This is a genomic window from Mycobacterium sp. IS-1264, assembly GCF_001954195.1.
Classification (GTDB): domain Bacteria; phylum Actinomycetota; class Actinomycetes; order Mycobacteriales; family Mycobacteriaceae; genus Mycobacterium.
The window spans coordinates 1-21,372 of the sequence record NZ_MBES01000070.1; the positions used below are offsets into that span (position 1 = coordinate 1).

At 68.1% G+C, this 21,372-nt stretch carries 13 protein-coding genes; 3 read left to right on the top strand and 10 right to left on the bottom strand.

The annotated features are described in order from the left end of the window. The coding region (locus A5744_RS17535) for a non-ribosomal peptide synthetase (RefSeq protein WP_139331398.1) at positions 1 to 4,861 on the bottom strand (4,861 nt) is incomplete at its 3' end. 428 nt (positions 4,862 to 5,289) lie between these two features. Continuing rightward, positions 5,290 to 6,690 carry a hypothetical protein gene (locus A5744_RS17540; protein ID WP_076063353.1) on the bottom strand — a complete coding sequence of 467 codons (1,401 nt, stop codon included), beginning with the start codon at positions 6,688 to 6,690 and terminating at the stop codon, positions 5,290 to 5,292. Positions 6,691 to 6,812: 122 nt separating this feature from the next. Between A5744_RS17540 and A5744_RS17545 the strand changes: the two genes are divergently transcribed. Then, the gene (locus A5744_RS17545; protein ID WP_076063162.1) at positions 6,813 to 7,694 is read left to right on the top strand and encodes a D-alanyl-D-alanine carboxypeptidase family protein; all 882 of its coding nucleotides are present in this window, start codon (positions 6,813 to 6,815) and stop codon (positions 7,692 to 7,694) included. A 7-nt stretch (positions 7,695 to 7,701) separates the two neighbouring features. On the opposite strand, the gene A5744_RS17550 is transcribed toward A5744_RS17545, so the two are convergent. The 4 genes from A5744_RS17550 to ffh form a co-directional block, all read right to left on the bottom strand. Next, entirely contained in the window at positions 7,702 to 8,304 is a 603-nt protein-coding gene (locus A5744_RS17550; RefSeq protein ID WP_076063164.1) for a TetR/AcrR family transcriptional regulator, read from the bottom strand. A 9-nt stretch (positions 8,305 to 8,313) separates the two neighbouring features. Further along, entirely contained in the window at positions 8,314 to 10,134 is a 1,821-nt protein-coding gene (locus tag A5744_RS17555) for an amidohydrolase family protein (protein WP_076063166.1), read from the bottom strand. Between the two features lie 82 nt (positions 10,135 to 10,216). Further along, positions 10,217 to 11,302 carry an amidohydrolase family protein gene (locus A5744_RS17560; RefSeq protein ID WP_076063168.1) on the bottom strand — a complete coding sequence of 362 codons (1,086 nt, stop codon included), beginning with the start codon at positions 11,300 to 11,302 and terminating at the stop codon, positions 10,217 to 10,219. A 7-nt stretch (positions 11,303 to 11,309) separates the two neighbouring features. Continuing rightward, positions 11,310 to 12,875, bottom strand: coding sequence for a signal recognition particle protein (gene ffh / locus A5744_RS17565; protein ID WP_076063169.1), 1,566 nt, complete (start codon positions 12,873 to 12,875; stop codon positions 11,310 to 11,312). A gap of 110 nt (positions 12,876 to 12,985) precedes the next feature. Between ffh and A5744_RS17570 the strand changes: the two genes are divergently transcribed. Then, a complete protein-coding gene (locus A5744_RS17570; protein ID WP_076063171.1) occupies positions 12,986 to 13,783 on the top strand; it encodes an alpha/beta fold hydrolase in 798 nt (265 codons plus the stop codon). Positions 13,784 to 13,900: 117 nt separating this feature from the next. Beyond that, the gene (locus A5744_RS17575) at positions 13,901 to 15,595 is read left to right on the top strand and encodes a DEAD/DEAH box helicase (RefSeq protein ID WP_076063173.1); all 1,695 of its coding nucleotides are present in this window, start codon (positions 13,901 to 13,903) and stop codon (positions 15,593 to 15,595) included. 7 nt (positions 15,596 to 15,602) lie between these two features. Here the strand turns inward: A5744_RS17575 and A5744_RS17580 are convergent, their stop codons facing one another. The 4 genes from A5744_RS17580 to ftsY all read right to left on the bottom strand — a co-directional run bounded on the left by A5744_RS17580 (position 15,603) and on the right by ftsY (position 21,320). Beyond that, on the bottom strand, positions 15,603 to 18,056 hold the full coding sequence (locus A5744_RS17580) for a [protein-PII] uridylyltransferase (protein ID WP_076063174.1): 2,454 nt from the start codon (positions 18,054 to 18,056) through the stop codon (positions 15,603 to 15,605). A gap of 45 nt (positions 18,057 to 18,101) precedes the next feature. Next, on the bottom strand, positions 18,102 to 18,440 hold the full coding sequence (glnB, locus tag A5744_RS17585) for a nitrogen regulatory protein P-II (RefSeq protein ID WP_076063176.1): 339 nt from the start codon (positions 18,438 to 18,440) through the stop codon (positions 18,102 to 18,104). After that, the gene (locus tag A5744_RS17590) at positions 18,437 to 19,822 is read right to left on the bottom strand and encodes an ammonium transporter (protein WP_076063355.1); all 1,386 of its coding nucleotides are present in this window, start codon (positions 19,820 to 19,822) and stop codon (positions 18,437 to 18,439) included. Before A5744_RS17590 ends, glnB begins: the two co-directional genes overlap by 4 nt. Positions 19,823 to 20,009: 187 nt before the next feature. Next, positions 20,010 to 21,320, bottom strand: coding sequence for a signal recognition particle-docking protein FtsY (ftsY, locus tag A5744_RS17595; protein ID WP_076063178.1), 1,311 nt, complete (start codon positions 21,318 to 21,320; stop codon positions 20,010 to 20,012). Positions 21,321 to 21,372: the final 52 nt, after the last annotated feature.

A 21,372-nucleotide genomic window follows, 5' to 3' on the forward strand; every position in this document is an offset into this window, starting at 1 on the left:
ACCCCCGCTGCCACAACGCATAATCGGCATACTGCACCCCCAACGGCACCCACCCCGGCACCCGACCCATCCGCCGCGCCCGATACGCCTGGCCCACATCCCTGACCATCGGCGCCGGTGACCATCCGTCAAAAGCTATGTGGTGCAATACAATCCCCACGACATACTGCTCGCGCCCCACCGAATAGATCTGCGCGCGAATGGGGATCTCGGTCGACAAATCGAATCGGTACCCCGCCAGGGCCATCAACTCGCCGCGCGCATCGCGCTCGGGCAACGACACCACCGCTGGGCCGCCGCGTCGCCACATGCCAGCCTGGGCCGGCAACACCTCTTGGAACGGCACTCCGTCGATTGCGCGAAATATGGTGCGCAGCGATTCGTGGCGGGCGATGACGTCATCCAGGGCCGCACCCAACGCGTCGACATCCAGCGCCCCGTCGATCCGAAACGCGGTCGGCATGTTATAGGTCGGAACCTGGCCCTCGAACTGGTTGAGGAACCACAACCGCTGCTGGGCAAACGACAACGGAACCCGGGCCGGGCGCGGCATCGCCCGCAGCGGCGGGACGCCAGGCCCGCCACGATGACGGTCCAGATAGTCGGCGAGCTGACCGACGGTGGAAGCCTCAAACAGGTACCGCACCGGCACTTCCCTGCCCAACGTCAACTGCAGGCGCGCGGTCACCCGTGTTGCGATCAACGAATCGCCACCGAGGGCGAAGAAATCGTCGTCCAGCCCGACCCGGTCCAGGCCCAACACTTCGCTGAACACCTGGGCAACGATTTTTTCGTTCTCGGACTGCGGCGCCCGGAAAGATGCCGCGGCAAATATCGGTGCCGGCAGGGCCCTGCGGTCGATCTTGCCCGAGGAGGTCAACGGGAACTCGTCGAGCACCATGATCTGGGCCGGCATCATGTAATCGGGCAGCCGTGCGTTCAACCGCTCACGCACTGCGCTGATCTTGATGTTGGTTTGCGGGTCATTGGCATTGGTGCCGCGCAGGCGAGCGGGCGACAGATACACGTCGGTGACTGCAGGGGGGTGCGGGCCGATGGGGATGATGAAAACCGCCTCCACAGTGCCGGGTTGGGCACCCCAGGTCACCGCCACCTGGTATCCGGTGGTCTCGCCGAGGCGGTACAACGCTTCGGGCACAACGGCGTCGGCGGCCTCGGCGGTGGCATCAGCCAGCGCGTCGGCTGGGGGCCGTCCGGCGGCCACGGCGGCTTCGACGCGGACGTCGGTGATCAGTCCGGCGCGCGGGATGTCGGTAATGCGAACAGTGGCCGGATGTTGGGATATCAATCGGTCTTGCAACCCGTCCAGGCCTTCGCAGTGGGCCCACGTCCAGGTGGGTGCGGTGGCCAGTGAGCGCACCGGGGTGGGGGCTTTGTGGACGATGACGTCATAGCGGTAGCGGTTGAGTTCGTTATCGGCCAATCCACGTTTGACTTCGATGGCTAGTCCGGCCACGTGCGGATGGTCAGCGGCCCAGGTGGTGAAAAACTCTGGGGCCAACAGCAATTCGGGCTCGCTGACCATGGCGCGATAGACGCGTGCCCGGATCTCAGCGGTGTCCGTGGCGGTGGCGCGGGCGAGCGCGACTCCAGTTTGCAATGCGCCTTGCAGCGTGTGGTTGCGCACATCGCCGATGAACAATCTCCCGCCGGGGGCTAGCAGATCCACGGCGTAATCGATGATCTCGGCCAGATAGTCCGCATTGGGGAAATACTGGACGACCGAGTTGAGAATGACGGTGTCGAAATGGCGCCGGGGCAAACCCTCGGCGACGTGCGCGGGCTGTGTCAGTAGCTCGACTCGATCACGCCATGGAATCTGCAATTGCTCCAGCACGCGGGCCAGGTTGTCGATGGCGACCGGCGAAATGTCGGTGGCGACATAGTGCTCACACTGAGGGGCGATCTGCGACAAGATCAGTCCGGAGCCCGCGCCGATCTCCAATACCCGTCTGGGCTCGAGGGCGATGATCCGATCCACCGTGGCCGAGCGCCACTCGACCATCTCCTCGAGCGGGATCGGGTCATCGGTGTAGCTGCTGTTCCAGCCCCGGAAATCCCTGCCGAAGTCCCCGACCTCGGCGCCGTAGAGCTGGTCGTTCACGTGTTGCCACTGTTCGACGCTTTCGGCGACGTGATCCGCGGTCGCGGTGTGTTCGAGGGTGATGTAGGCGATCAGGTGTGTGGCGGCGGAGTTGTGGTGCACGGCGACGGCGGCCTGGGTGACCTGCGGGCAGGCCAGCAGGGAGTTTTCGATTTCGCCAAGTTCGATGCGCTGCCCGCGCAGTTTGATCTGGGTATCGGGCCGACCCAGGTAATCGAGAGTGCCGGCGGAGGTCCACCGCACCAGGTCGCCCGTGCGATACATCCGTGCGCCACCACCTCCGTGCGGATTGGCCACGAACCGTTCCGCGGTCAACTCGGCGCGGCCCACGTAGCCGTGCGCCAGCGCGGGCCCACCGAGATACAGCTCGCCCACCACCCCGATCGGCGCCGGGTTCAACCGTGCATCGAGCACCAGCGCGCATACCCCCGGGATCGGAGCGCCGATGCTGACCGGCTGCCCCGGCGACAGCGGCGCGGTGGAGGTGGAGCAGATGGTGGACTCGGTGGGACCGTAGCCGTTGAACATCCGCCGGCCTGGGGCCCAGGCGGCCACCACTTCCGCGGAGCAGGCCTCTCCCATCGTGATTAGCGTGTCCAGCCCGTCGAGCCGGGTCCGATCCAGGGACGACAGCACCGTCGGGGTCAACGCCGCCGCGCTGACACGCTGGTCCTGTACCCACGCGGTCAACGCCTCCCCGGCGTACACCTGCGGCGGCGCGACCACCAACGCCGCTCCGGATCCCGCCGCCCACAACCAATCGAAGATCGACGCATCGAAGGTCGGTGCCGCAACCATCAGCACCCGCGCACTCGCGCCCAGGCCATATATCGCGCGTTGCGCCGCGGCTAGCCCCAGCAGACCGGCGTGACTGACCGCCACCCCCTTGGGTGCGCCGGTGGATCCTGAGGTGAACATGACGTAGGCGGTGTTATCCACGCCCAGCGGCGCGAGGCGATCGGCGTCGGTAATCGGCTCAGCCGCGCGATCCGACATGTCCAGATGGTCGACGCGCAGCACCGGGCGCGTCCCGCCCCCGGGCACCGTGTCGACGCCACAGGTCAACAAACACACGGCGTCCACCGCATCTAGCACCGTGGCGATCCGCTCGGCCGGGTGGACCGGGTCGACCGGCACGTACACACCGCCGGCCTTGACCACGGCCCACCAAACCGCGACCAACTCCACACAGCGGTCCATCGCCACCCCCACAGCACGCTCGGGACCCACCCCGGCCTCGATCAGTACCCGCGCCAACCGCGTCGACCACTCGTCGAGCTCGCGATACGACAGCTGCCGGGTGCCGTCGATCACGGCCGCCGCATCGGGATCGGCGGCGACCGTCGCCGCCAACAACTGCGGCGCCACCCCAATCGGCGCGCCCACCCCAGCACCGGACCACGCCGACAACACCAGCTCGCGCTCATCGCGATCCAGAACCGACACCTCAGCCACGACCAGCGACGCATCCGCCACCAAGAGGCGGTCCAGCAGCATTTCCAGACGCCTTGTGTGCCTGCCGATTTCGTCGGAGGTGTAGCGGTCGGGATTCCACATCAACTGAATTCGTGGCGTGCCGTCGCCCAGCCGCGGATAGATGTTGACGGCAATGTCCTGAATGGGGTAGATGCTCAATACGTTGTACGCCGTCTCGGACGGCCCGAAACGAAGCGGGGCAATGAAGTCGAGCACGTTGATGGCCGCGCCGAACTCGACGTTCATGTCGACACGGGTTGTGCCGGCGATCAGGTCCGGCCAATGCCGGAATTGTTGGTGGCGCAGCGCACCGACCAAAGCCTTGGCGGCTCGATCGGTCAGTGCACCAAGAGTGTCGCGGTCCTCGACGTCGATCAGCAGCGGCACCATGTTGGACACCATGCCGGCACATGTTTTCAGCGCCGCCGTCGTGCGCGCCGAAACCGGCAATGACAACGAAATGGTTTGGCGCCCTGTGGTTTTCGCGATAAACACCGTCATTGCGGCGACAAACCTCGCGACGTCGAACTGGTCATGCGGGGACGCCGAGAATCCCTGACCGCACGCCAGCTCGCGTACCAGGGGGTGGCGCGGTGGTACCGACCTCCGCGTCCCGCCCAAGTCGATAATGTCCAGAGGTCCGCGCACGACGCTCTTCCAAAACTCGGCGTCAGCGTGACTGCGCGAAGACTCCCGGTATTCCTGGTCGGCTTCATGGAGCAGGGCGAACTCGGAAAAGTCGACTTCGCCGCGTTCGGGCGCGGACCCGGAGTACACGGCGGCGATGTGCCGGACGAAATTGTTGGCGCCGTACCCGTCGCAGAGCAGGTGGTGGGTACGCAGGTAGAAATACGACAGGTTGTCGGTGATCCGCAGCAGTGTGAAGTTTGTGAGTCGGTCATGGAGCAGGTCGACTGGTTGGCGGTAGTCGTGGTTCATCCAACTGCGAGCGGCGGCTACCGGGTCGCGCTCGGCGCGCAGATCGATGCAGTCGGTGATTCCCGTCTGGGTAAGGGAGCGGTCGACGATGAAGACGGGTTCGCCGTCGGCGAGGGCTAGCCGAGCGCATGGCGTGCCGAACCGCGTTGCCGCCGATTCGCACGCAGCGATGAGCCTGTCGGCGTCGACATCGTGATCGATCGGCAGAAAAGCGGCGAAGTTGTAAGGGATTTCGGGCTGGAGCTGTTGGGCAGCCCATATCGACCGCTGAGCCGCGGTTAGTGGTCCGACGAAGTCTGGCTGCGTGCCGTAGTTCAGCATGATGACGGCGGACCCTATTCAGGGCTGGCGTGCCGGCGGGATCGCAAGCGCCTTACTGACTTTCGTGCAATAAGGCTGTCGTTCGCCTCGCCAAAGGCGGTCAAATACGCGCAGCCCTCGAGCAGTCGTGCCAAATGGCGGCTGGTGGCCCTGAACTCGAAGGCCTCAAATCCCGGAAACCTCAAAATCATTCGACGACCTCATGCTGCGCGACGTTGCGGTGGCATGCCCCCCGGCGGCGATGACACTTAAACTCCCCAACCACACCTAGACACGAGCATCGGCGCGGGTCGGTTCAATCGGCGCGAGGACGCGCTTGCGAATCAGCCCTTCGGCAACCGGGGCGGTCTACGACAACGGCGCTGGGTTGCCCGGCCGTTGGCTTCGCCAGCAGTGCGGTCAGAGAAAGTTCCGCGGTCGCGGAGTGATCATGTTCCGTGAACCCCGGCGTCAGGTACCGCGTGCAGTGTCGGCGGACGCTTGGCCATTCCGGATCGGCGGTTGGCTGTGACCAGGCGGATCAGGAACGAGGGCCGCATCAGCCGGGCTGGCGGGTCGACAAAGTGCATCACACGAAGCAGTTCTTCGGCGATTACCGGATCGGTCGCGGCAGCCGCCTGGGCCTTGTCCATCGGCCAGGTCATCAAGCGCCTCAGCACCCAACGCCAACCGCCCGCCTGGGACACGGTGAAATCGCTGAGCCGGTTCCCCCGCCAAACGGGCGCGATCTGCTTGGCGGTCTGTCTGAAGAAGCGCCGACGGACGTCGCCCTCGCCGTCGGCCAGGCAGTTTCGAAGGGCGAGGGCCTGCTGCGCGGCCATCGTCATGCCCTGCATGTAGACCGGGTTGAAGCTGCAGATCGCATCACCCATCACCAGCAGCCCCGCCGGGAATCGGCGCATCTTGTCATAGCGCCGCCACGTGCTGGCCGGGTAATGCTGCAACGACAGTGCACCCAGGGGCTCGGCGGCCCGCAGCGCAGCGATCAGAAAAGGCGGCGCGAACTGCGCAGCGCACTCGATGACGCCAGGCAGATCATGGGGCAGTTCGACACCGCCCACGCCGAACAAAGTCAAAATCCAGGTGCCGTGCTCGTAGGCCACGGCCACCACCCCGGTGGGTCGTTCGGGCGTCGGGCCGACCGAGAAGCCCAATTTCTCACCCAGGATGCCCGCGGGGATCCGCAGAAATTGGCTGGCATAGCTCAGCTGCACCGGATACCGCTGCTCGAGCGGTCGCTGGTAGCCAAGCTTGCCCAGGAACGCCGGCATGCGCGCGGAGCGGCCCGTCGCATCGACCACCATGTCGGCTTCCAGCGCGGTTTGCACACCCGTGGCGCGGTTGACCACCCGCACACCCGTGACCCGATCCGGCCGGTCTCCGATCGGCTCGACGACATCGTGGCCCTCCAGGAAGCACACGTTCCTGAGATCACGGACCCGTCGCCTGACATGGGACTCCAAAAACGGCCGGCTCGGTTGATACAAGACCAGCGACGCCGGGTCGGCGAATTTGCCCGAGAGGTCAAGCTCGTGGCGCCCCAACCGGACATACACACGCGAGGGCTCATTGTCGAGGACGTTCGCGCCCCCGGCAACGAGCTCGTCGAGCAGACCCGGAAATAGCTCGCCCAGGGCTTTCGACCCTGTGCTCAGCAGGGCATGGAAATGCCGTCCCTGGGGTACGCCTCGACGCTGCTCAGCACCGTCGGGGAGTCGGTCGCGCTCGACGAGCGTGACCGTCTCGTAAAAGTCCGACAGCACCCGAGCGGCCAGCAGCCCGGCCATACTCGCACCACAGACAACGGCTCGCCGCCCCCGCTTACTCATCGGCACTCCCTCGCAAGAACCCGATGAGGTGCCGGCCAGTACGACCGCCACCGTGGTTATCACGATCCGGACCAGCCGCCGGTTCATTGAGTCAGAGCCGCTGGACGTTAAACTTTGCGCCCATGCGGAAACTCATCGCCGCGGCCGCCGCTGCGCTCACGGTCGGCACCTTGGGTGCCACTGTCAGCCCGGCCACCGCGGGGGCCGACAGCATGCAGCCTGCCGGCTCGGTGCCGATCCCCGACGGCCCGGCCCAGACCTGGATCGTGGCCGACCTCGACAGCGGTCAGGTGCTGGCCGGCCGCGACCAGAACGTGGCCCACCCGCCCGCGAGCACCATCAAGGTGCTGTTGGCGTTGGTTGCCCTGGACGAGCTGAGCCTCGATTCCACCGTCGTCGCCGACGTCGCCGATACCCAGGTCGAGTGCAACTGCGTCGGCGTCAAACCCGGCCGCACCTATACCGCGCGCCAACTGCTCGACGGGCTGCTGCTGGTTTCCGGCAACGACGCCGCCAACACGCTGGCACACCAGCTCGGTGGCGCGGACGTCGCGGTCGGCAAGATGAACGCCAAAGCCGCCTCACTCGGGGCGACCAACACCCACGCGGCGACGCCATCGGGGCTGGACGGGCCCGGCGGCTCCGGGGCCTCCACGGCCCACGACCTGGCCGTCATCTTCCGGGCCGCAATGGCCAATCCGATGTTCGCGCACATCACCGCCGAGCCGTCGGCGACGTTCCCCGGCGATCACGGCGACGAACCGATCACCAACCAGGACGAACTGTTACAGCGCTATCCCGGTGCCATCGGCGGCAAGACCGGGTTCACCAACGCGGCCCGCAAGACCTTCGTCGGCGCCGCGGCCCGCGGTGGTCGCCGCCTGGTGATCGCCATGATGTACGGGATGGTGAAGCAGGGCGGGCCCACGTATTGGGATCAGGCGGCAAGCCTGTTCGACTGGGGTTTCGCGCTCAACCCGGAGACCGGTATCGGCGCGCTGTAACCGCTTGTCACACAGTCTCGTTCGGCAACAACCCGGTTATCAGCGCGGTCAGCAGCGCGATCCGGCGCTCCTCCAGATCCGGTTCTGGCAGCACCCCTCGCACGATTGCCGCCCCGTCGAAGACGTTGGTCAGCAATGCCACCAGAACCGGAAAGGTGTCCTCCGGGATGGTTTCCGCGCCGGGCAGGGTGCGCGCGGCGTCGAGAATCTTCGCCGAGTACTGGGCCATCACCTCGGCCAGATGCGCGTTGAGCTTCTCGTCGGTGCGCGCGGCGACCATCAGCTCGTACAGCACCGCGTTGGTCGGGCCGCTGGTGATGTCACGCAGGATCGTCAGCGCGGCTTCCAGCGCCGGGCGGTCGGCCGGGATTTCGGCGACCTGCTTGGTGAATGACTCCACCTGCCGGCGCAGCACCTCCGATGCCGTGGCCGCCATGAAATCGCCCATCGTCTCGAAGTGCCGGAACAGGGCACCCACGGAGACGCCGGCGCGCTTGGTGATCACGGCCGCCGAGGCGCGGGCGTAGCCGACCTCGATGATGCTGGCGATGCACGCCTCGAGGAGCCGTCCAATGGTCTCCTCGCGGCGTTGCTGCTGCGTCCTGGCCATCTCAGTCGCTCACACCAGTGCGGCCGAGCGCTGCTCGCGCCGCGGTCGCGCACCGGCCCGCAGGTACCGGCCCGATTTGGCGGTCTGGCCGTAGCCGTCGCGGAATTGGCCCTTCTCGAAGACGACCGCGCCGTTGACACCGGTCGCGACGACGGCCTCGTCGTTGCGATTGACCATGCGCCGCAGGCCCCCGTAGAAGGGAACCTCCTCCTCGTAGTAGCCGTCGACCGAGTCGTTCAGGCCGGCCGGGTCGATCACCACGAAGTCCGCGCGGTCGCCCTCGCGCAGCGTGCCGGCGTCGAGTCCGAACCACTCGGCCAGCTCGCCGGTCAGCCGGTGCACCGCATGTTGGGTGGACATGAACGGTGTGCCCGCGCGGTGGGCGTCGCGAGTTCGCTTGAGCAGCTTGATCGGGAAGTTGTAGAAGGCCATGTTGCGCAGGTGGGCACCGGCGTCCGAGAAGCCCATGTGCACGCTTTCCTCCTTGGCGAGCGCGTTGAGCAGCTTGGGCCGGTGGTTGGCCACGATGGTTGTCCAGCGCACGTTGCGTTCGCCGTTTTCGACGAGCACATCGAGGAACGCGTCGAGCGGGTGCAGCCCGCGTTCGTCGGCGATCGTGCCGAAGCTCTTGCCGATCAACGACTTATCGGGGCACTCAACGATGACCGCGTCGTGGAAGTCGCGGTGCCACAGCGACGGTCCGAGTTTGACGCGGTCGAACTCTTTGCGGAACTTGCGGCGGTACGCCTCGTCGGCCAGCAGCTCGTTGCGCTCCAATTGGTCGCGCAGATGCAGGGCGGCCGTGCCGGCGCCGAATTCCTCGAAGACCGGCAGGTCGATTCCGTCGGAGTACAACTCGAACGGCACCGGCAGGTGCTGGAACCGCACGCTCGAGCCCAGCAGCTTGTTCGCCAGGCGAGTCGCCGGCCCGAACACGTAGACGGCGAGTGGGTTCGACTTGGCGTCGGCGGACACCAACAGACTCATCCGAACTCCCTTGCGGCGTCCGAACATTCGGCTGCTGGTCAGGAAGAACATCAGCGCCGACGCGGGGTTCTCGACGTCGGGCGCGCTCTGCAGGATCCGCCCGCGCTTGCGCAGCACCTTGATCAGCCGGCGCCGTTCCCGCCAGGTCGCGAAGGTGGACGGCAGCGCCCGCGACCGGAAGCGTTCGCCGTCGAGCTTGTCGATCGCCGCGTCCATGCCGGACATGCCCAGCATCCCGGCCTCGAGCGCCTCGTCGAGCAAGGTCGCCATCTTCTCCAGTTCGGCGTCGGTGGGCTTGACGGTGGCGTCGGTCGCCCGGTCGAGCCCCAGCACCGCGCTGCGCAGGTCCGAATGACCAAGCAGCGAGCTGACATTCGGCCCGAGCGGCAGCGAATCGACGGCCGCGATGTATTCGGCGGCGGTGGTCCAGGTCCGGTTACTGTCCAGCGCGCCGTGGACGTACTCGCGCGGCACGGCCTCGACCCGGCTGAACAGGTCGGCGGCATCCTCGGAGTCGGCATAGACCGTCGACAGCGAGCACATGCCCAGCAGCACCGTGGTCACACCGTGGCGCACCGACTCCCGCAGCCCGGGATCCAGCAGCACCTCGGCGTCGTAGTGAGTGTGCACGTCGATGAAGCCGGGCATCACCCACTTGCCCGCCGCGTCGATCACCTCGGGGCAACCGGTCTCGTCCAGCGGCGCGTCCGAGGGGCCCGCGACCGTGGCCACCACGCCGTCGCGAATCCCGAGCGTGCGGGTTTGCGGGGCAGCGCCGGTGCCGTCGAACCACAATCCATCGCGAATGATCACGTCGTAGGTCACTGTCTTCCTCCGGTTCATTGGGTTGCGACGACCGTAACATAGATAGCAAGCGCTCGCAATCTTTCCTGGGGAATTGCCTGCCACGCGGCGAATGCGCAGGTCAGGGCCGAAACACGGCGCCGCGCAGGATCACCAGGTCGGGCCGGTTCAGCACGCCGGGCCCCTCGCGTGGATCGTCGGTGTAGCACAACAGGTCGGCCGAGGCCCCGTGATCCAGACCGGGGCGGCCCAGCCAACGACGGGCATCCCAGCAGGCCGCGCCCAAAGCCTGCGTCGGGCTCATCCCGATCCCCTTGAGGGCTTCGACCTCGTCGGCGATCCGGCCGTGCGCGATCATGCTGCCCGCATCGCTACCGGCATACATCGGGATTCCCGCGTCCAGGGCCGCCGCGACCCGCTCACGGCAGCGGGCGTGCAGGTCGCGCATGTGGGCGGCGTAGGTCGGATAGCGCTTGGCGGCCTCGGCGATGCCCGGAAAGTTTTCGGTGATGTTGACCAGCGTGGGCACCAACACCGTTCCGTGCTCGAGCATCAGCGCGATGGTGTCGTCGGTGAGCCCGGTGCCGTGTTCGATGCAGTCGATGCCGGCCTTGATCAGGCCGGGCATTGCCTCGTCGCTGAAGACGTGGGCGGTGACGCGGGCGCCGTGGGCGTGCGCGGTGTCGATCGCGGCCGCCAGCACGTCGTCGGACCACAGCGGGGCGAGGTCACCGACGCCGCGGTCGATCCAGTCGCCGACCAGCTTGACCCAGCCGTCGCCGCGCCTGGCCTCCTCGGCCACCGCCGCCGGCAGCTGGGATTCGTCCTCGAGCTCGACGGAGAAGCCCGCCTGGTAGCGCTTGGGCCGGGCCAGGTGCCTTCCGGCGCGGATGATGCGGGGCAGGTCGTCGTGGTCGTCGAGGCTGCGGGTGTCGGTCGGCGCGCCGCAGTCACGCAGCAGCAGCGCGCCGACGTCGCGTTCGGTCTCGGCCTGGGCGATCGCCTCCTCGATCGGGATCTCGCCGTGGTGACCAAGCCCGACGTGGCAGTGCGCGTCCACCAGGCCGGGCAGGATCCAGCCGCCTCCAGAGGCCCCGAAAACGGTGTCGGCCCCGGCGACCGGCTCGGTGCTGATGCGGCCGTCGACGATCCACAGCTGAATCTCGGTCTCGTCGGGCAGGCCCAGACCTCGCACGTGCAGGCGCACGGTGCGGTTACTTCTTACCCGGGAACTTCAGCTTGGACAGGTCGAAGTCGGCCAGCGCGGGCGGCAGCTCGTCGAGGCCCTCGGGCATCTGCGACAGGTCGGGGAACCCCGGGGGCATCCCCGCCATGCCCGGCATGCCGGCGCCCAGCGGGTTGCGGACCTTGGGCGGGGTCGGTCCCCGTCCACCCTTCTTGCCCTTTTTGCCCTTGGCGCCCTTGCTCTTTCGCGTCGCGGACTTGCGGCCGATACCGGGGATTCCCATGCCGCCCAGCATGGACGACATCATCTTGCGGGCCTCGAAGAAGCGGTCGACCAGCTGATTGACCTCGGACACCGTCACGCCCGAGCCGTTGGCGATGCGCAGCCGCCGCGAGGCGTTGATGATCTTGGGGTCAGCGCGCTCCTGCGGCGTCATGCCGCGGATGATGGCCTGCAACCGGTCGAGCTGGCGGTCGTCGACCTCGGCCAGCGCCTCCTTCATCTGCCCGGCGCCGGGCAGCATGCCCAGGAGGTTGCCGATCGGGCCCATCTTGCGGATGGCGAGCATCTGCTCCAGGAAATCCTCGAGCGTCAGCTCGCCGGCACCGATCTTGACCGCGGCGGCCTCGGCCCGCTCGGCGTCGAAGACCTGTTCGGCCTGTTCGATCAGGCTCAGCACGTCGCCCATGCCCAGGATGCGGCTGGCCATGCGATCGGGGTGGAAGACGTCGAAGTCCTCGAGCTTCTCACCCGTGGAGGCGAAAAGGATTGGGACACCAGTGACCTCGCGGACCGACAGCGCGGCGCCACCGCGGGCGTCGCCGTCGAGCTTGGTTAACACCACGCCGGTGAAGCCGACGCCCTCGCGGAACGCCTCCGCGGTGGTGACGGCGTCCTGGCCGATCATCGCGTCGAGGACGAACAGCACCTCGTCGGGATCGATGGCGTCCCGGATGGCCGCCGCCTGGGCCATCAGCTCCTCGTCGATGCCCAGCCGGCCGGCGGTGTCGACGATGACCACGTCGAAGTGTTTGGCCCGGGCCTCCTCGAGACCCGCGGCCGCGACGGCGACCGGGTCGCCGGGTCCGGATTCCGGGGACTCGCCGGGATGCGGCGCGAACACCGGTACGCCGGCGCGCTCGCCGACGACCTGCAGCTGGTTCACCGCGGCGGGACGCTGCAGGTCGCAGGCCACCAGCAGCGGCGTGTGCCCCTGCCCGCGCAGCCAGGCGGCCAACTTCCCGGCCAGCGACGTCTTACCGGAACCCTGCAGGCCGGCGAGCATCACCACGGTCGGCGGCGCCTTCGCGAACGCCAGCTGGCGGGTTTCGCCGCCCAGGATGCCGATGAGTTCTTCGTTGACGATCTTGACGACCTGCTGCGCAGGGTTGAGCGCGCCGGACACCTCGGCGCCCCGGGCGCGGTCCTTGATCCGGCCGACGAACGCCCGGACCACGGGCAGCGAAACGTCCGCTTCCAGCAGCGCGAGCCGGATTTCGCGGGTGGTGGCCTCGATGTCGGCGTCGGTCAGTCGGCCCTTGCCGCGCAGCCCGGCAAGGGCGCCGGTCAATCGGTCGGACAGCGATTCAAACACCCCGTCAGCCTAGCGGCTGGGAAGTTTGGCCCGAGTGTGCGGCCAGCCGCACATTCGACGCCGCGCGTGCGGCCAGCCGCACGTTCGGATGGGTTCTAGACTGCGGATTCATGCTCGAGGTGATCGACAAGGGACGCTGTACCGACGCGCATCCGGTGCCGCTGCTTTTCGTCCACGGCGGCTGGCACGGCGCCTGGTGCTGGGACGACGGCTTCCTGGACTTCTTCGCCGACGCCGGCTACCGCGCGGTCGCGATGAGCCTGCGCGGGCACGGCACCAGCCCCACGGCCAAGCCGCTGCAGCACGTCTCCATCGCCGACTACATCGACGACGTTCGTTCTGTCGCCGACGACCTGGGTGGCGCGCCGGTGCTGATCGGCCATTCCCTGGGTGGCTACACGATCCAGCGCTATCTCGAGGACCGAACCGCGCCGGCCGCGGTGCTGGTGGGCTCCCTGCCGCCGTCGGGCGTGCTCGGGGCGGCGCTGCGCGTCTGGCGTCGCCGGCCGTGGATGACGGTGCACTCGTTCCACGACCCGACGTTGGTCAAGTTCCTGCGCACCCAGGCGCTCGCCCGCGAATACCTCTTCTGCGCCGACACGCCCGAGGCCGTCGTCGAATCCTGCTGGAAACGCGCCGGGCCCGAGAGCATCCGCGCGGCGATGACCGATCCGATGTTGCGCCGGGTCGATACGGCGCGGGTGACCACCCCGATCCTGGTCCTCGGCGGCCTGCACGACGGGTTCGTCAGCGTGCGCGCGGTGCGTGCGACGGCGCGCGCGTATGCGACCGAGCCGGAGTTCTTCGACATGGGACACAACATGATGCTCGAACCGGGCTGGCCCGACGTCGCCGCACGAATCGACGAGTGGCTGCGAACCCGCGACCTGGCGGGCCACGCTGTCTAGGTCGCGTCGCTTCAGCACCGAAAAGCGTTGGCATGCTACATTTCACACCCGCCGCCGCGTCGCGGGCCGGGCGCAAGACTTGTCAGGGCGTGACTAGCTACGGGGGGAAGTTTGTCGGTGCAGCCGGTCGGCGCCCAGGCGTTGCGGGGCTGGCAGCGCCGGGCGTTGGTGAAGTATCTGGCCGCCCAGCCGCGCGACTTCCTCGCCGTGGCCACCCCCGGTTCCGGCAAGACGACGTTCGCGCTGCGGGTGGCGGCCGAACTGCTCGCCCATCGCGCCGTCGAGCAGATCACCGTCGTGGTCCCCACCGAGCACCTGAAGGTCCAGTGGGCGCAGGCCGCGGGGCGCCACGGTCTCGCCCTGGACCCGCGATTCTCCAACACCAACCCGCGGACCTCGCCGGAGTATCACGGCGTGATGGTCACCTACGCCCAGGTCGCCGCGCATCCCACCCTGCACCGGGTGCGCACCGAGCAACGCAAAACGCTGGTCATCTTCGACGAGATCCATCACGGCGGTGACGCCAAGACCTGGGGTGATGCCATTCGCGAAGCCTTCGGCGACGCCACCCGCCGACTTGCCTTGACGGGCACGCCTTTTCGCAGCGACGACAGCCCCATCCCGTTCGTCACGTACGAGCCGGGCGCCGACGGGGTGCTGCGGTCGCAGGCCGACCACACCTACGGTTACGCCGAAGCGCTCGCCGACGGTGTGGTGCGGCCGGTGGTGTTCCTCGCCTACTCCGGGCAGGCGCGCTGGCGCGACAGCGCCGGCGAGGAGCACGCGGCACGGCTCGGCGAGCCGCTGTCCGCCGAGCAGACCGCGCGGGCGTGGCGCACGGCGCTGGACCCCGCCGGCGAGTGGATGCCCGCGGTGATCGCCGCCGCCGACCAGCGGCTGCGCGGGCTGCGCACCCATGTGCCCGACGCCGGCGGCATGATCATCGCCTCCGATCAGGCCGCGGCGCGCGCGTACGCCGCCCTGCTGAAGAAGGTGACCTCCGAGGCGCCGACGGTGGTGTTGTCCGACGACCCGGGATCCTCGGCCCGCATCACGAAATTCGCCGAAGGCACCGGCCGGTGGCTCGTCGCGGTGCGCATGGTCTCCGAAGGCGTTGACGTGCCACGGCTTTCGGTCGGAATCTACGCGACGAGCGCCTCGACTCCGCTATTCTTCGCGCAGGCCGTCGGCCGGTTCGTGCGGTCTCGCCGGCCCGGGGAATCCGCGAGCATCTTCGTGCCGTCGGTGCCCAACCTGCTCCAGCTGGCGAGCGAGTTGGAGGCGCAGCGCAACCACGTGCTCGGCCAACCACACCGCGACACCGGCGACCCCCTCGACGGGGATCCCGCAGTGCGGGCCCAAACCGAAAAGACAGAAACCGACCAGGGTTTCACGTCGTTGGGCGCCGACGCGGAACTCGACCAGGTCATCTTCGACGGCTCCTCGTTCGGCACCGCTACACCGGCCGGAAGCGACGAGGAGGCCGACTACCTCGGCATCCCAGGTTTACTCGACGCCGAGCAGATGCGCGCCCTGCTGCACCGCCGCCAGGACGAGCAGCTGCAGCGCCGGGCGGCCGCCAATCAAGGCGCGCCGATGGCCTCGGTCACGGTGCACGGGCAGCTGCGCGAACTGCGCAGTGAACTCAACACTTTAGTGTCGATAGCGCATCACCGCACCGGGAAACCGCACGGGTGGATCCACAACGAACTGCGGCGCCGCTGCGGGGGGCCGCCGATCGCCGCCGCAACTCGCGAGCAGCTCAAGGCGCGCATCGCCGCTGTGCGGCAACTGAATTCGGGGCACTCGTGATTGCGGCCTAGATGACTGCCACTTCGTCCGCGCCACCTAGGACGGCCAGCAGGTGTTTTTGCACCTCGGCTCGCGCGGTGTCGTCACCGCCCGGCTCGGGCCCGGGCGGCAGCACCACCGAGAACACGTCGGCGGCCGTCGACCCGAACGTATTGACCTTCGCCCAAACGATATCCGCCCCAGCCCTTTCCAGCGCCCGGGTCAGCAGGGCCAGCAGGCCGGGCCGATCCATCGCGCGCACCTCGACGGCCAGCTGCCCGTCGGAGGCGGTGTCGAGCCACAGGATGTGCGGTGGGGCGGTGGAACGCGTCAGGGGCGCTCCCGCCTGTACCTCACCCGCCCGCGCCGACGCCGTGGCCTCGGCGTGACGTTTCTCCACCATCGCCAGGACATCGATGTCGCCGGCAAGGGCGCCCACGAACTGCTGGCGCAGCAATTCCGCCGCGGGCGGGGAGCCGAAGTGCGGCGACACCACGAATTCGGTGACCGCGACTCCTTCGTGGCTGTTCACCGTCGCCGAATGGACGCCCAGCGAGTTCAGTGCCAGCACGGCGGCCGCCTTCGACACCAGTCCCCGCTGGTCCGCGGCGACCATGACGACGTGATAGGCGCGCGAGCCGTCGACGGGCGTGATTTCCACGTGTACCCCGCGGTCCGTGGCCAGCGAAAGATAATGCGGCGCAGTCGGTTCGACCCGCGGAAGGGGCTCACCGGCCATCACCAGCCGGCAGCGACTCACCAGATCGTCGACCAGCAGGGCCTTCCATTCGCTCCACACCCCGGGGCCGGTGGCCTTGGAGTCCGCTTCCGTCAGCGCGTGCAGCACCTCGAGCAGTTGTGGATCCCCGCCGAGTGCCTCGGATACGCCCTCGATCGTGGCGGGGTCGTTCAGGTCGCTGCGGGTGGCCACGATCGGCAGCAGCAGGTGGTGGCGCACCAGTTTCGAGAGCAATTCGATGTCGGGGGGCGCGATCCCGAGCCTGGCGCCGATCTCCCTCGTCATCTCGGCGCCGAGCACACTGTGATCGACGCCCCGGCCCTTTCCGATGTCGTGCAGCAGCGCGCCGAGCGCGAGCAGGTCGGGGCGCGCCACGCGGGTGGACAGTGGTGCCGCGTGGACGGCGGTCTCGACCACGTGACGATCGACCGTCCACTTGTGTGCAACGTCGCGGGGCGGAAGGTCGCGAATCGCAGCCCATTCCGGCAACAATCGCTCCCATATCCCGGTGCGGTCGAGCGCTTCGATCGTCGCCACCGTCGTGGGCCCGGCGGAAAGCACAACCAGCAGGTCGTCCAGCGCCTCGCGCGGCCAGGGCGTGGGCAGCTCGGGCGCCCCGGTCGCCAGGCGGTTCAATGTGGCTGCGCCGATGGGCAATCCGGTGTCGGCCGATGCGGCCGCAACGCGGAGCACCAGGCCGGGGTCGGTTTCGGGTTGGGCATCGCGGGCGAGCACGATTTCGCCCGCGTACTCGACCACGCCCTCGTCGAGTGGTCGCCGTTTCGGGCGCCGCACCAAAGCCGACACGCCGCGGCGCGGCAGCGCGTTTTCCGCGGTGCGCATCCCCGTTTCGGCGTGGTAGCCGATGGTGCGGCCGGCGCTGGAAAGCTTGCGCGACAGGTCGAATCGGTCCCCGATGTGCAAGGCAGCGCTGATCTCGTCCGCGAACTGGGCCAGCAGCTGATCGCGTCCGCGCCCCGACACCCGGTGCAGCTCGGTGCGCACATCGAGCAGCGTCAGGTAGGCATCGTCCAGTGAACCCCCCGGTGTCTCCGGGCGGCCCATACCGTGACGGTCGATCAGCTGGGCGACCCCCAGCGCGTCGAGCAGTTGCACGTCGCGCAGGCCGCCGCGGCCCGATTTCAGGTCCGGCTCGGCCCGCTGCGATATCCGGCCACAACGCTGCCAGCGGGCCTGCGTTATTTCGACGAGCTCGTCCATCCGGGAACGAATTGCGCTGCGCCACTGCTTTCTTGCGCCGGAGATCAATTCGTCGGACAGCTCGGGATCGCCGGCGATGTGGCGGGCGTCCAACATGCCCAGTGCCGCGATCATGTCGGAATTGGCGACGCCGAGCGCCCCGGAGACCGTTCGCACGCTGTGGTCGAGCCGGACGTTGGCGTCCCACAACGGATACCACAACCTGTCGGCGACCCGCTGCAGCACGTCCGCAGACTTGTTGTCGTGCAACAGCATTAGGTCCAGATCGGAATACGGCAGCAGCTCGTGGCGGCCGATGCCGCCGATCCCGACGATCGCGAAACCACTGGCGTCGGTGATCCCGATCTCCGCCGCCTTGGCGGTCAGCCAGGACTCGTGCAGATCCAGCCATGCGTGCCGCAGCTCGGCAGCATGCAGTCCAACGCCATCGGAAAGCAGCTTGCGCCGCGCCTCGGCCAAATCGCCTGCCTCGCAGGCGCCTTCTGCTCCGCTCCCGGACGGATCGGGTGGGTCCGGATTCATACCCTCCCGGCCCGTCCGGGTCGGATCAGCAATGTGCGGCTGCTGTCACAGCGCATCGGTTCCGCGTTCACCCGTGCGGACCCGCACTATGGTTTCCACGGGACTCACCCAGACCTTGCCGTCACCGATCTTGCCGGTGCGCGCCGACCGAACGATGCTGTCCACGACCTTGTCGACGATCGAGTCGTCGACAACGACCTCGATCCGCACCTTCGGCACGAAGTCGACCGAGTATTCCGCGCCCCGGTAGACCTCCGTGTGGCCCTTCTGCCGTCCGTAGCCCTGAACTTCGCTGACCGTCATCCCCAGGACGCCCGCCTCCTCGAGGGTGGTCTTGACGTCATCAAGGGTGAACGGCTTTACGATCGCGGTGATCAGCTTCATGCGTGCTCTGCCTCCACTTTCTCGTCCACCCAGTCCTCAGAACCGTTACGGTCGTCCAGCGCGGTTCGTGTCGGGAGCCCAGACCCCTGGCCGCCGATCACTCCAAAATCGTAACCGCTCTCCGCGTGCTCGGCCTCGTCGATACCCGAGGATTCCGCCTCGGGGTTGAGGCGCAACCCGATGGTGTACTTCAGGATCAGGGCCAGGATGAGCGTAACGATGCCGGAGTAGAACAGGACGGAGAACGCGCCGACCGCCTGCCGCTCCAGCTGTGCCCAGCCGCCGCCGTAGAACAAGCCCTTCGATACACCGGCCACGCCGTTGATCGCCGGGCTCTCCGGCGCGGCGAGCAGGCCGACCAGCAGCGTGCCCGCCAGACCGCCGACCAGGTGCACGCCGACCACGTCGAGCGAGTCGTCGAAGCCCAACCGGAACTTCAGCCCGACCGCCAGCGCGCAGACCACGCCGGCCACCGCACCGACCGCGATCGCGCCCAGGATGTTGACCGACGAGCACGACGGGGTGATGGCAACCAGCCCGGCGACGATGCCCGACGCCGCGCCCAGTGTCGTGGGCTTCCCGTCGCGGATCCGCTCGGTCAGCAGCCAGCCGAGCATGGCGGTGGCAGTGGCGACCGTGGTGGTCATGAATGTCGATCCGGCGGCGCCGTTCGAGCTGGTCGCCGACCCGGCGTTGAACCCGAACCAGCCGAACCACAGCAACCCGGCGCCGAGCATCACGAACGGCAGGTTGTGCGGCCGGAACAGCGTCGTCGGCCAGCCCTTGCGCTTGCCCAGGACGATCGCCAGCATCAGGCCGGCCACACCGGAGTTGATATGGACCGCGGTACCACCGGCGAAGTCGATCGCGTGCAACTTGTTGTTGATCCAGCCGCCGTGCTCGGAGGCGAAGCCGTCGGCCGCGAAGACCCAGTGCGCGACCGGGAAGTAGACCAGCGTCGCCCACAGCCCGGCGAACACCAACCACGCGGTGAACTTCAGCCGGTCCGCCACCGCTCCCGAGATCAGCGCGACGGTGATGATCGCGAACATCAGCTGGAAGGCCACGAAGACGGTGGCCGGCATGGTGCCGGCGAGCGGGATGTCGACCTGCGCGACGCCCTTGGTGGCGTCGGCCTTCACGGCATTGCCCCCGATCAGCTTGGCCAGACCCCAGTAGTCGGTCGGGCTGCCTACGACACCACCCTTGTCGTTACCGAACGACATCGAGTAGCCGTACAGCACCCACAGCACTGTCACCACGCCCATGGAGCTGATGCTCATCATGATCATGTTGAGCACGCTTCTGGTGCGGACCATGCCGCCGTAGAAGAAGGCCAGACCCGGTGTCATCAACAGCACCAGAGCGGAACTCGCCAACATCCAGGCGGTATCACCGGTATCGGGTTGGCCCAATTGCGGGAAACTCACTCGCTTTCACCTCCGGTCGACATGAGTAGGCCGACAGGCAGGTGCCTGTGGCCTGCGAGAACCATGCGCAATTGTTGTTTCGGCAATGGGGCCGCCATGTTTCGGCGGTATTAACGTCCCGCGTGGCATGTAAGCGGTCTCAGCCGAGCAGCGCGTCCACGAATGCGGCGGGCTCGAAGGGCGCCAGATCGTCGGGTCCTTCGCCGAGTCCGACCAGCTTTACCGGCACGCCGAGCTCTTGCTGAACGCGGAAAACGATGCCGCCCTTGGCCGTTCCGTCCAGCTTGGTCAGTACCGCGCCGGTGATTTCCACGACCTCGGCGAAAACCCGCGCCTGCGCCAGCCCGTTCTGTCCGATGGTGGCGTCGAGGACCAGCAGCACCTCGTCGACGGCGGCGCGCCGGGTGACCACCCGCTTGACCTTGTCGAGTTCGTCCATCAGGCCGACCTTGGTGTGCAACCGGCCGGCCGTGTCGATCACCACGACGTCGGCACCCGCGGCGATCCCCTTGTCGACCGCGTCGAAGGCCACCGACGCCGGATCGGCGCCTTCGGGGCCGCGCACCACCTCGGCGCCCACGCGCGCCGCCCAGGTCTGCAGCTGATCGGCGGCCGCGGCTCGGAACGTGTCGGCGGCGCCGAGGACGACGCGGCGCCCGTCGGCGACCAGCACCCGGGCCAGCTTGCCGACGGTGGTGGTTTTTCCGGTGCCGTTGACGCCGACGATCAGCAGCACCGACGGGTGGTCGGCGTGCGGCAGGGCGCGGATCGACCGGTCCATGCTGGGTTGCAGCTCGGTGATCAGGACGTCGCGCAGGACCGCCTTTGCGTCGGCCTCGGTGCGCACGTTGCCGCTGGCCAGGCGGCTCCGCAGCTGCGAGACCACCGAGTCGGCGACCACCGGGCCCAGATCGGCGACTAACAGCGTGTCCTCGACGTCCTGCCAGGAGTCCTCGTCCAGGTCGCCGCCGCCGATCAATCCGAGCACGCTGCGGCCCAGGGCGTTCTGCGATCGGGCCAGCCGGCCGCGCAGTCGTTCCAGCCGGCCTTCGGGCGGCGCGATGGCCTCGATCTCGGCGGCGGCCGGCGCCTCCGGGGCCTCTGGTGCCACCGGCTCGGGTTCGGGCGCCGCGGGTTCGGGCGCCGCCTCCGGGAGGTGGACGTCGGAGATCGTGCGCCGCGGCGCGTCGCGGGGAACGGTGGCGTCGTCGCCGACGGCGGGCAGGCCGGCGGTGTCGAGCCGGTCTGCCGTCGGCGCGGACTGGCTGAAGGTGATGCCCGACGAGGCGGTGTAGCCGCCCGAGCGGTCGAGCGCGCCCGGTTCGGCCGTCGTCGTCAGGCTGATGCGGCGGCGGCGGTAACGGCGCAGACCCAGGACCAACGCGACGATGATGACCAGGGCGGCGATGGCGCCCAGGACCGCGATGGCGATCCAAAGACCTTGCGACACGCTGACATTCTTCCAAGCGGCCGCGCGCCGGTTGGAGCGGCCCCAACTGCAA